Origin of the sequence: Actinophytocola sp., assembly GCF_049647105.1 — a bacterium.
In the GTDB taxonomy this organism is placed as follows: Bacteria; Actinomycetota; Actinomycetes; order Mycobacteriales; family Pseudonocardiaceae; genus Actinophytocola.
Map to the genome: position 1 here is coordinate 1 of NZ_JBARWZ010000324.1, position 11,348 is coordinate 11,348.

At 68.9% G+C, this 11,348-nt stretch carries 10 protein-coding genes, 1 tRNA gene and 1 pseudogene; 3 read left to right on the plus strand and 9 right to left on the minus strand.

The annotated features are described in order from the left end of the window. The 5 genes and pseudogenes from WBA97_RS39895 to WBA97_RS39915 all read right to left on the minus strand — a co-directional run. A pseudogene (locus WBA97_RS39895) lies at positions 1 to 117 on the minus strand (NUDIX hydrolase); the annotation flags it as partial. 97 nt (positions 118 to 214) lie between these two features. Next, a complete protein-coding gene (locus tag WBA97_RS39900; RefSeq protein WP_424236421.1) occupies positions 215 to 1,372 on the minus strand; it encodes a glycosyltransferase family 4 protein in 1,158 nt (385 codons plus the stop codon). After that, a complete protein-coding gene (locus WBA97_RS39905; protein ID WP_424236422.1) occupies positions 1,369 to 2,301 on the minus strand; it encodes a phosphatidylinositol mannoside acyltransferase in 933 nt (310 codons plus the stop codon). The genes WBA97_RS39900 and WBA97_RS39905 overlap by 4 nt, the downstream gene beginning before the upstream one ends. Further along, positions 2,298 to 2,918: a phosphatidylinositol phosphate synthase gene (gene pgsA / locus WBA97_RS39910; protein WP_424236423.1), complete on the minus strand. Its 621-nt coding sequence runs from the start codon at positions 2,916 to 2,918 to the stop codon at positions 2,298 to 2,300. Before pgsA ends, WBA97_RS39905 begins: the two co-directional genes overlap by 4 nt. Positions 2,919 to 3,285: 367 nt before the next feature. Beyond that, entirely contained in the window at positions 3,286 to 3,789 is a 504-nt protein-coding gene (locus WBA97_RS39915) for a MarR family winged helix-turn-helix transcriptional regulator (protein ID WP_424236424.1), read from the minus strand. Between the two features lie 86 nt (positions 3,790 to 3,875). On the opposite strand from WBA97_RS39915, the gene WBA97_RS39920 reads away from it, so the two are divergent. After that, entirely contained in the window at positions 3,876 to 4,442 is a 567-nt protein-coding gene (locus WBA97_RS39920; RefSeq protein ID WP_424236425.1) for a YceI family protein, read from the plus strand. A gap of 52 nt (positions 4,443 to 4,494) precedes the next feature. On the opposite strand, the gene WBA97_RS39925 is transcribed toward WBA97_RS39920, so the two are convergent. The 3 genes from WBA97_RS39925 to WBA97_RS39935 all read right to left on the minus strand — a co-directional run bounded on the left by WBA97_RS39925 (position 4,495) and on the right by WBA97_RS39935 (position 7,920). Next, complete coding sequence (locus tag WBA97_RS39925; protein ID WP_424236427.1) at positions 4,495 to 5,040, minus strand: HIT family protein; 546 nt, start codon at positions 5,038 to 5,040, stop codon at positions 4,495 to 4,497. A gap of 156 nt (positions 5,041 to 5,196) precedes the next feature. Next, entirely contained in the window at positions 5,197 to 7,221 is a 2,025-nt protein-coding gene (gene thrS, locus WBA97_RS39930; protein WP_424236428.1) for a threonine--tRNA ligase, read from the minus strand. An 84-nt stretch (positions 7,222 to 7,305) separates the two neighbouring features. After that, positions 7,306 to 7,920, minus strand: a complete 615-nt coding sequence (locus tag WBA97_RS39935; protein WP_424236429.1) for a DUF305 domain-containing protein — start codon at positions 7,918 to 7,920, stop codon at positions 7,306 to 7,308. A 153-nt stretch (positions 7,921 to 8,073) separates the two neighbouring features. On the opposite strand from WBA97_RS39935, the gene WBA97_RS39940 reads away from it, so the two are divergent. Then, positions 8,074 to 9,495 carry an LVIVD repeat-containing protein gene (locus tag WBA97_RS39940; protein WP_424236431.1) on the plus strand — a complete coding sequence of 474 codons (1,422 nt, stop codon included), beginning with the start codon at positions 8,074 to 8,076 and terminating at the stop codon, positions 9,493 to 9,495. Between the two features lie 47 nt (positions 9,496 to 9,542). On the opposite strand, the gene WBA97_RS39945 is transcribed toward WBA97_RS39940, so the two are convergent. After that, entirely contained in the window at positions 9,543 to 10,451 is a 909-nt protein-coding gene (locus WBA97_RS39945) for a hypothetical protein (RefSeq protein WP_424236432.1), read from the minus strand. Between the two features lie 70 nt (positions 10,452 to 10,521). Between WBA97_RS39945 and WBA97_RS39950 the strand changes: the two genes are divergently transcribed. Beyond that, positions 10,522 to 10,593, plus strand: a tRNA-Val gene (locus WBA97_RS39950). Positions 10,594 to 11,348 lie beyond the last annotated feature (755 nt).

Here is an 11,348-nt window from a genome sequence, read left to right on the forward strand (position 1 = left end):
GGCCACGACCGCACGCCGCGCCAGTGCCGCGTCCAGTGCCGCCCACGCGGCGTCGGTGCGCACGTGCAGCCGGTCCAGCCGGTTCGCGGTGGCGGCCAGCCACAGGCCCAGCACCATGGCCACGACGACGACAACGACGACAAGCGTGACCACCAACGCTGTCACGACGCTCCCTCACCCGCTCCATGGCGCCGGAACGCTCCGCAGGCTCCGCTCACGACACCTCACCAGACTCGAGACCCGCACCTGACTCGACGATCCGCCGAGGATCGGCGGCGACCGCCTGCTCGTAGACCCGCAGCACCTGACCGGACAGCACCGTCCAGTCGAACGTCGTCACCCGCCTGCGTGCCGTCGCCACGATCGTCGCGCGCCGCTGCGGGGAGACAAGCATCCCGCGCAGCGCGTCGGCGAGGCCCACCGGGTCACCGACCGGGAACAGGGCACCGGCCCGCCCGTCGTCGAGCACGCGCCGGAACGCGTCGAGGTCGCTGCCGACCACCGCCGCGCCCGCCGACATGGCCTCCGTGAGGATCATGCCGAAGCTCTCCCCGCCGGTGTTCGGCGCGCAGTAGACATCGACGCTGCGCAACGCCCGCGCCTTCACCACGTCGTCGGCCTGTCCCAGCAGCACGAGCCGGTCCGCCAGCTCCGGACCCGCCTGCTTGCGCAGCTCGTCCTGGTCGCCGCCACCCACCACCAGCAGCCGCAGCCCCGGGAACTCCGGTGCGAGGATCTTCAACGCGGACAACAGGACCGGCATGCCCTTGCGTGGTTCGGTGAACCGGCCGACGAACCCGATCGTGCCGCCATCGCGGGGATAGCCGGGCAGCGGCTCCGCGGCGGAGAAGAACTCGACGTCCACCCCGTTGGGGATCTCCACCGCGTCCCCGCCGAGGTGCTCGACCTGCACGCGGCGGGCGAGCGCGGACACGGCGATCCGCGCGGTGATCTTCTCCAGGAACGGCCGCAGCACCGGCTGGAACGCGCTCAGCGTGCGGGATCGCGAGGTCGACGTGTGGAAGGTCGCGACGATCGGCCCGTCGGCGATCATCAGTGCCAGCAGCGACAGGCTCGGCGTCGTCGGCTCGTGCAGGTGCAGCACGTCGAACTCGTGGTCGCGGATCCAGCGGCGCACCCGCCGGTAGGACACGGGGCCGAACGACAACCGCGCCACCGAGCCGTTGTACGGGATGCCGACCGAGCGGCCGGCCGGACGCACGAAGTCCGGCAGCGGGGTGTCCTCGTCGGCGGGGGCGAGCACGTCGACCTCGTGGCCGCGCTTGCGCAGCGCCTTGGCCAGGTCGAGCACGTGGGCCTGCACCCCTCCGGGTACCTCGAAGGAGTACGGGCACACGATGCCGATCTTCACCGAGTCTCCTGGGACTCCTGGGACTTCTCGGTCCGCAGCTCCTTGCGCCGGGGCTCGTCGAGGTCTGCGAGCCACAGCTTCTGCACCATGTGCCAGTCGACGGGGTTGACGGCGATGTCCGCGGCGAACGCGTCGGCCATGCGCTGCGTCGCAGGCGCCGCCTCCTCGCGGCCGTGCACCATGATCGGCGAGTGCAACCGCAGTCCCCACCCGTCGTCGGTGAACGTGTTCTCCCCGATCAGGATCTGCGCCCCGGTCGCCGCCGCGAGCCGCGCGGGGCCCGCCGGCATACGGGTCTCCTCACCGAAGAACGTCACGGGGATCCCGCGCCGCGACAGGTCCCGGTCGGCCAGCAGGCAGACCACCTTGTTGGCACGCAGACGTTCCATCAGCACGCGGTAGGCGCTGCCGCCGGTCGGCAGGATCTCGAACCCGAGCGACTGCCGGTAGTCGACGAACCGCTGGTACAGCGACTCCGGCCGCAGCCGCTCGTTGACGGTCGTGAACTGCCCGCACTGGCGGACCAGCCAGATACCGGACACGTCGAAGTTACCCGTGTGCGGCAACACGAAGATCAGGCCCTTGCCCCGGTCGATCGCCGCTTCCACCAGGTGCTTGCCGACCACCCGCTCCTCGACGTGGCGGTAGATCGCCTCGTGGTCCATGCCGGACAGGCGGAACGTCTCCATCCAGTACCTGGCGTAGGAGCGCAGGCCGTCCCGCACCAGCTGGTCCAGCTCGGCGGGACCCGCCTGCGGCACCACCCTGGCGTAGTTGCGCCGCAGCTGTTGCGCGCCGGGCCCGTTGCGGCGCGCGGCCAGGTCCGCCCCCGCGCGGAACAGGCCCCGCGCCATGGGGGCGGGCATCCCGCGCACCGCGCCCCAGCCCGTCGCGTAGGCCAGCTCGGACAACCGCTGCGTGACGCTCAAACCGCTGCCTCCCCGGTCGCTGCCGCCGACTCCCGCACGGCGAGCAGCCGCTGCACCACCGTGATCACCGAACCCGCGACGAGCAGCCACAGTGCCACGTCGACCGCGTACGGCACCCCGAGCCCCGACAGTCCCGTGCCGACGAGCGCGATGATCAGCCGTTCGGCCCGCTCGACGAGCCCGACGTTCGCCGTCAGCCCGGAGGCTTCGGCCCGTGCCTTGATGTAGGAGATGACCTGGCCGAGCACCAGGCAGATCAACGCGGCCGCACCCAGCGACGGGCTGTCGGCCACCTCGAGGGCGTACCACGCGATGGCCGCCATCAGCGCGCCGTCCGCGATCCGGTCGCACACCGAGTCGAGCACCCCGCCGAACTTCGTGCCGCCACCCCGCGCCCGCGCCATCGCACCGTCGAGCAGGTCCAGCATGACGAAGCCCCACACGAGGAAGGTGCCTGCCAGCAGGTGCCCGGTCGGGAACAGCCACAGCGCGAACCCCACCGCACCGGCGGTGCCGATGAGCGTCATCCCGTTCGGCGTGAGCCCGATCCGCACCAGCGCGGCACCGATCGGGTCGGTCACACGCGAGACCGAGGCTCTGGCGAAGATGTTCAGCATGGGGGCGGCGAGCCTCACGGACGGCGACGAAGGATGCCCTGGCAGCCTACTGTGTTGAATTGCCTCGCTCCGCTCGGCGGCTCGCGCGCCCTCCAGCCGGCGCCTTCCCTCCCTGCGCTGCTCACTCGCTCGTGACCGAACTCCCTCCGCTGCTCACTCAGTCCAGGCACCAGCGGACCCACTCACGGTTGAACTGCCTCGCTCCGCCCGGCGGCTCGCGCGCCCTCCAGCCGGCGCCTTCCCTCCCTGCGCTGCTCACTCGCTCGTGACCGAGCTCCCTCCGCTGCTCACTCAGTCCAGGCACCAGCGGACCCACTCACGGTTGACTTGCCTCGCTCCGCCCGGCGGCTCGCGCGCGCGGCGCGGGTCAGGACGCGCGGCCCTCGGCCGTCAGGCTCGGGCACGTCACCACGGGTGGTGTGCCGAGGCCGTGCTGGATGGCCCTGCTGATCTCGCCGAGCTGCTCCACCTGCTCCGGCGTGAGCACGTCGAACAGCCGCTCCCGCACCTCGGTCACGTGACCGGGCGCCGCGGTCTCGAGTGCGGCGAACCCCTCTTCGGTCAGCATGGCGAACGAGCCGCGCTTGTCGGTCGGGCAGTCGCGGCGGCGCACCCAGCCCGCCTCCTCGAGGCGGGCGACCGCGTGCGACAGCCGGCTGCGGGAGGAGTTGCGTACACCCGCCAGCTCACTCATGCGCAGCGTGCGGTCGGGCGCCTCGGACAGCGCGACGAGGATCTCGTAGTACGCGTGCGGCATCCCGGCGTCCCGTTGGAGCTGCCGGGCAAGAGCGTCGGTCAGCCCAATGGTCGCCGACAGGAACGAACGCCAGATGTCTTGCTCGCGTTCGGACAACCATCGGATCTCGGACATGGCACAAGTGTACTTGTTGAACTCTCAATCAACTAGGTGTACCGTCAACGTTGATCGCTCAACCATCTACTAAGGGGACCTTCGAAATGAGCAGTGCCACCAGCATCGAGCTCCCGGGTTACGTGACCGGCACCTGGGACATCGACCCGGCGCACACCGAGGTCGGCTTCGTCGTCCGCCACCTGGTGGTGACGAAGGTCCGCGGCCGGTTCGCCGAGTTCAAGGGTTCGATTGTGACCGCCGAGAACCCGCTCGACTCGCAGGTCGAACTGGAGGTCGACCTCAACTCGATCACCACGAACCAGGAGCAGCGCGACGGTCACCTGCGCTCCGCCGACTTCTTCGAGGTCGAGAAGTACCCGACGATGACCTACAAGGCCGCCGGGGCACGCCAGGACGGCGAGAAGTTCGTCCTCGACGGCGAACTGTCACTCAAGGACGTCACCAAGGTCGTCCCGCTGACCTTCGAGCTCAACGGCTTCTCCGCCGACCCGTGGGGCGGCACGCGCGCTGGCTTCTCCGCCACCGCGTCGATCAACCGCAAGGACTTCAACGTCAACTTCGAGGGCGTGCAGAACGGCCTCGCCGTGGTCGGCGACAAGATCGAGATCCACATCGAGGTGGAGGCCGTCCTCCGCCAGCCGGAGGCCTGAGCCCACCTCCGGTCCGATGCCCTGACGGGCACCTTCGTCCTGAGGGTGCCCTTCAGGGCATTTCGGCCCAGCCCTTCGCGAGCAGCGCGCGGGTCTCGCCCAGCAGTTGCGGCAACACCTTCGTGTGGCCGATCACCGGCATGAAGTTCGAGTCGCCACCCCATCGGGGCACCACGTGCTGGTGCAGGTGCGCGGCGATCCCGGCCCCGGCGATCACACCCTGGTTCATGCCGACGTTGAACCCGTGCGGCGTCGCCACCGATCGGGCGACGGTCATCGCCTTCTGGGTGTACTCCGCGAGCTCGGTGGTCTCCTCGGGCGTCAGATCCGTGTAGTCGGCGACGTGCCGGTACGGCACGACCATCAGGTGCCCCGGGTTGTAGGGGTACAGGTTCAGCACCGCGTACACCAGCTCACCACGCGCGATGATCAACGCGTCGGCGTCGTCACCCAGGCCGGGCAGGCGGCAGAAAGGACACCCGTCGGCCTCTTCGCCGACGGGTTTGTCCTGCCCCTTGATGTAGGCCATGCGATGCGGGGTCCACAGGCGCTGCAACGCGTCGGGCACACCGACGCCATCCTGCTCGACGAACTCCACGCTGTTCCGCCTCCCCGCATGTCAGAGTTTGGGTCACGTTAGGGATTGGAACGTCCGTTGGTCCCGTGTCTGTGGCTGGCTCGCGTCACGTTCCCCTGAGATGCGGTTGAGGAGCACGCGGCTCGTGTCCACCGCAAGGGATGTCATGAACCGATCCTAGTTCTCGACCTTCACAGTCTCTGCCGACGGCGATGCGTTCTCCCGCCGCGACACCCACTCGACCACGGTGCGCACGGCCTCGTCGACCGGCACACCGTTGATCTGGCTGCCGTCGCGGAACCGGAACGACACCGCGCCAGCCTCCACGTCCTTGCCGCCCGCGAGCAGCATGAACGGCACCTTCTGGGTGGTGTGGTTGCGGATCTTCTTCTGCATGCGGTCATCGGAGGTGTCCACGTCCACACGGATGCCCTTCAAACGCAGCCTCTCCGCCACGTCTTGCAGGTGCGGCACGTGCTCGTCGGCGATCGGGATGCCAACCACCTGCACCGGCGCGAGCCACGCCGGGAACGCGCCCGCGTAGTGCTCGGTCAGCACGCCGAAGAACCGCTCGATCGACCCGAACAGGGCCCGGTGCAGCACGACCGGCATCTGCCGGGACCCGTCGGAGGCGGTGTAGGCCAGCTCGAAGCGCTTCGGGTGGTTGAAGTCCACCTGGATGGTGGACATCTGCCACGACCGGCCGATCGCGTCCTTCGCCTGCACGGAGATCTTCGGGCCGTAGTAGGCGGCGCCACCCGGGTCCGGCACCAGCTCGAGGCCCGAGTCGACGGCGGCCTGCCGCAGGGTCTCGGTCGCCTCCGCCCACTCATCGTCAGAGCCGATGAACTTGCCGGTGTCACCCTTCGTGGACAGCTCGAGGTAGAAGTCCGACAGGCCGTAGTCGGCGAGCAGGTCCAGCACGAACCGCAGCAGCGACCGCAGCTCGCCTGGCATCTGCTCCTTGGTGCAGTAGATGTGCGAGTCGTCCATGGTCAGGCCGCGGACCCGGGTCAGGCCGTGCACCACACCCGACTTCTCGTACCGGTACACCGTGCCGAACTCGAACAGCCGCAGCGGCAGCTCCCGGTACGACCGCCCGCGCGACCGGAAGATCAGGTGGTGCATCGGGCAGTTCATGGCCTTGAGGTAGTAGTTCTCCTCGTCGAACTTCAACGGGGGGAACATGGTGTCCGCGTAGTAGGGCAGGTGGCCCGAGGTCAGGAACAGCTGTTCCTTGGTGATGTGCGGGGTGTTGACGAACTCGTAGCCTGCCATCTCGTGGCGGCGCCGCGAGTAGTTCTCCAGCTCGCGGCGGATGATGCCGCCCTTCGGGTGGAACACCGGCAGGCCCGACCCGATCTCCTCCGGGAAGGAGAACAGGTCAAGCTCGGCGCCCAGCTTGCGGTGGTCGCGGCGCTCGGCCTCCGCCAGCCGCTCCAGGTAGGTGTCCTGCGCCTCCTGCGACTCCCACGCGGTGCCGTAGATGCGCTGGAGCTGGGAGTTCTTCTCGTCACCACGCCAGTAGGCGGCGGCGACGCGGGTCAGCTTGAACGCCGGGATGTGCTTGGTGGTCGGCACGTGCGGGCCGCGGCACAGGTCGCCCCACACCTGGTCGCCGGAACGCGGGTCGAGGTTGTCGTAGATGGTCAGCTCGCCGCCGCCGACCTCCATGACCTCATCGGTGTCGACATCGGATTTAAGGTCGACCAGTTCCAGCTTGTACGGCTCGGTCGCCAGCTCCTGCTTGGCCGCGTCGACCGACTCGACCACTCGGCGGGAGAAGCGCTGGGAGCCCTTGATGATCTGCTTCATGCGCTTCTCGAGCGCCTGCAGGTCCTCCGGGGTGAACGGCTTGTCGACGTCGAAGTCGTAGTAGAAGCCGTCGCGGACCGGCGGGCCGATGCCGAGCTTGGCCTCCGGGAACTGCTGCTGCACGGCCTGGGCCAGCACGTGCGCGGCCGAGTGCCGGATGACCGAGCGGCCGTCGTCGGTGTCCGCCGCGACCGGCTCCACCTGGGCGTCCGCGTCGGGGGTCCATGACAGGTCCCGCAGGCGGCCGTCGACGTCGCGGACCACGACGATCGCGTCGGGGCCCTTGCCGGGGAGCCCTGCCTCGCGGACCGCTGCGCCCGCCGTAGTGCCGGCCGGCACCACCACGCGCGGGGTGGGTTCGACGGCAGACGGGCGCGGATCGGACACGGTGACTCCTGGAGTTCATCTGCGGGTGGTGCCTGACCCGACGATGCTATCGAGGCGCCCTCGGCCTTGGCCTGCGGGTTTCTCTCAGCCGTCCAGCCACTTGCGCATGCGCCGGATCTCGTCGGTCTGCTCCGCGGTGACGTCGTCGGCGATCTCCTGGACCCGGACGTCCACGCCGTTCTTCCTGACCTCGTCGGCCATGGTGAGCGCACCCTCGTGGTGGGTGATCATCAACTGCAGGAAGAGTGTGTCGAAACCATCGCCCTTCGCCTTCTCGAGCGCGTCCAACTGCTCGGTCGTGGCCATGCCCGGCATCGGGCCACCGCCGCCGTGACCGTGCGGCGCGTTCGGGTTCACCGTCGGTATCGCGTGCTGGGACAGCCAGCGGTTCATCATGTCGATCTCGGGGCCCTGGACGTCGTGGATGCGGCTCGCCAGCCCCTTGACATCGCCCGACGCGGCCCGCTCCGGCGCCAGTCCCGCCATGTAGACCGCCTGCTGGTGGTGGACGGCCATGTCCTTGACGAACGTCTTGTCCGCGTCGTTGGGCCCCGGCTGCTCCCCGACGGTGGCCTCACCCGGCGGGATCGTGCTGGCTTCCTCCCCCGGCCTCCCCGGCACGATCACGGGCGCGGAGTTGGTCGGTGGAGGCGGTGGCGCACCGGTACACCCGGCGAGCGCACCGAGGGCGATGACCACCCCTGCACCAGCCCTGGCCAGGCGGTATGTCCAGTTCGTCGCTATCACAGGAAAACGGTTTCCCATCTGCCGACCTACCGAAGATTAGATCTAGTTTATTACCGACCCAACTGCTCATAATGTGTCATCCGAACGGCACGAGAGGGGACCGTCGTGAGCTCCACCCTGCGCGGCTGGCGTCGAAGAGTGTCAGTCGCCGCGATCGGCGCGGCAAGCCTGGCGATCGGCGTACTCGCCGCGCCAGGGGCGTCCGCACAGGACTTCCCCGGCGCGGACGAAATCGTCAGCAGCCCGAACATGAAGCACGAACTGAACATCCCGCCGACCGCGCCGCTCGCCGGCGAGGGTTCGGTGGGCACAGACATGGCGTTCCAGGGTCACTACGCGTTCGTCGGCAACTACCTTGGGTTCACCATCTACGACGTCAGGAACCCCAAGAAGACGAAGATCGTGAGCCAGGTGCTCTGCCCTGGCTCGCAGAACGACATCTCGATCAGTGGCGACCTGGTGTTCCTGTCCACCGACTCGCGTCGCAGCGACGACTCGTGCAACTCGGTGGCCCAGAACGACGGCACCAAGGCGTACTGGGAGGGCATCAAGATCTTCGACGTGAGCGACAAGCGGGCGCCGCGGTACATCAAGGCCGTGGAGACCGCGTGTGGCTCGCACACGCACACGCTGGTGCCATCGAAGGACCGCAGGACGGCCTACCTGTACGTCTCGTCGTACAGCCCGTCGGCGACCATCTCGAAGTGCCAGCCGCCGCACGACAAGATCTCGATCGTCGAGGTGCCGCTGCGCAACCCGACGCAGGCCAGGGTCGCGGCCACCCCGGTGCTCTTCCCGGACGGCGGCAACCCCGGTGACGGCAACCCGTTCCCGAACGGGACGTCGGCGACCACGGGCTGCCACGACATCACCGCGTACCCGGAGAAGGACCTCGCGGCCGGCGCCTGCATGGGTGACGGCGTGCTGTTCGACATCTCCAACCGCCTCCAGCCGAGGGAGATCTCCCGGGTCCAGGACGACGAGCACTTCGCGTTCTGGCACTCGGCGACGTTCAACAACGCGGGCACCAAGGTCGTCTTCACCGACGAGCTGGGTGGCGGCGGCGCGGCGACGTGCAACGCCGAGATCGGCCAGGAGCGCGGCGCCGACGGCATCTACGACATCGTCGGTCGTGGTGACAACCGCAGGCTCGTGTTCAAGAGCTACTTCAAGATCGACCGCTACCAGACCGACGAGGAGAACTGCGTCGCGCACAACGGTTCGCTGCTCCCGGTGAAGGGCAAGGACATCATGGTCCAGGCCTGGTACATGGGCGGCATCCAGGTGTGGGACTTCACCAACTCGTCGCAGCCGAAGAAGATCGGCTTCATCGAGCGTGGCCCGGCGGCCGACCCCGACACGGGCGGTGGCGCCTGGTCCGCGTACTACTACAACGGCTACATCTTCTCGTCCGACCTCGGCAAGGGCTTTGATGTCGTCAGCATCAACGACCCGCGCACGAACCCCGCGAAGCACGTGCGGATGGATGAGCTGAACGTCCAGACCCAGGGCAGCTACGGCCGCTGAGCGGTGTGACGTGGAGGCCCCGCCGGCACCACCGGCGGGGCCTCTTCTCATGTGAAGGTCCGCAGGTCCCCGGTCGTCATCGCCCGCAGAGCCCGCCCAACGGGCTCGCCGTCCCTGCCGGGCGCGATCACCCGCACGAGCTCGCCGTCGACCTCGACGCGGGCACCCGGCAGGAGCTCATCCCACGGCTCCCCCGTGGACGGCACGTCCCCATCGAGCTCCTTCTCGACCCCGTCCCTGTCGGCGGCCAGACAGAACACCTCGGTCCCGTCCTCCCGGACTCCCGCGGCGCCGGCGCCCTCGTCGATCCTGGCGGCGACGACGTCCCCGAGACACCGCGCGAGCCCGCTGATCCGGTCGTCCCCGGCAAGGGTCTCGTCACCAGCGTCCGTGACCCATTCGACACCCGCCAAAGCCGGAGCGAACGCGAACGACCCGTCCGCCGTCCGGATGTTGTTGAACTGGTTGGTTTGCACCACACCAACGAACGGCCCGTCGAAGTCGATCTCGAGGTCCTTCCCGCTCGTCCAGAGCGTGGCCCCGTCCTGCCCCGACCGCTCGATTTCCAGGCCCCCGAGCCGCTCGTCGACGGCGGCCACGTCGTAGTCCCCCCAGAGCACCGCACCCCACCGAGGCGGCTGCCCAACCGTGATGCCCTCGTCGAAGGCCCCCGGATCAACCCCGATCGCCTCGTCGACAAGCTTCGCCGAGTTCGCGATCGTGCCAAATCCGTAACCTTCGAGAGTCCGGAACCGCTCTCCCAGCTCCCGCACCCGGGCAGGCGCCCCGTACTCGACGGCAACCCGAGTGTCCGAAGTGGCGCGAACCTTGCCAAGGGCCCCGACCAGCCCGGTGGCGAACACCGTCGCCGGGTCCTCGGTGTCACCGGAGCATCCGGCAAGCAGAACCCCAACGCAAAGGATGGCGGCGAGCGGCTTAACCACAGGTGAAGGCACCAGAGGATCTTATGGTGACCCTCTGCGCTTGCTGGTGAGAGGCATCGGGTAGTCTTCCGGCATCGCTGAGGGGCGATTAGCTCAGCGGGAGAGCGTTCCGCTCACACCGGAAAGGTCACTGGTTCGATCCCAGTATCGCCCACAAACCGACGGCCGACCCATGCTCGCAGAATCACGAGCCGGGTCGGCCGTCGTCGTTTCCCGAGGCCCGGCAGGGCTCCGGTGGACACCACCGCATCGGTGACAAACCCTCACACTGGCGACTGTCCACTTTGGCCATACCCTTCCCAGGTACGGCACAGCAGCCAATAAACCGGGACCTTCGCTTTCCCGAAGCCGCACCCCCGCCGCTCGGCCCAAGCGCCTGCTTCCCTGCCATACGCGCCGACCACCAATGGCATCGACACACAAGCACCGTCTCCGTGCCCTTCCGATCACTCCCGCCGCTCGCTATCGCACACCTCGCCACCCCGCTCCTCGCTTCTGCCTCCATCTGCCAAGTTCTCTCACCGCCACCTTTCCCACTTCTCCGCTCTCCCCACGCCGTCCTCCCACCACATTTCCCCGGCCCCGCACCCGTCACCTCCCGCGTCACCTCCCGCGCCGCCTCCCGCGCCGCCTCCCGCGCCACCTCCCGCGCCGCCTCCCGCGCCTGCCTCTCCCTCGCCTGCCTCCCTCCCTCCCTCGCCTGCCTCCTCCCTTCCTGCCACCTCCCCTCCCTCGCCTGCCTCCGCCCGCTGCCTCCCTTCCCTGCCGCCTCCCCTCCCTCGCCTGCCTCCTCCCTTCCTGCCACCTCCCTTCCCTCGCCTCCCTCGCCTGCCTCCCCTCCCTCGCCTCCCTCGCCTCCCTCGCCTGCCTCGCCTCCCTCGCCTGCCTCCCCTCCCTCGCCTCCCTCGC

Excerpts from the sequence above, each read along its gene's own strand:
- pgsA (WP_424236423.1), bottom strand. The coding sequence starts at position 2,918 with ATGCTGAACATCTTCGCCAGAGCCTCGGTCTCGCGTGTGACCGACCCG.
- WBA97_RS39915 (WP_424236424.1), bottom strand. The coding sequence starts at position 3,789 with ATGTCCGAGATCCGATGGTTGTCCGAACGCGAGCAAGACATCTGGCGT.
- WBA97_RS39920 (WP_424236425.1), top strand. The coding sequence starts at position 3,876 with ATGAGCAGTGCCACCAGCATCGAGCTCCCGGGTTACGTGACCGGCACC.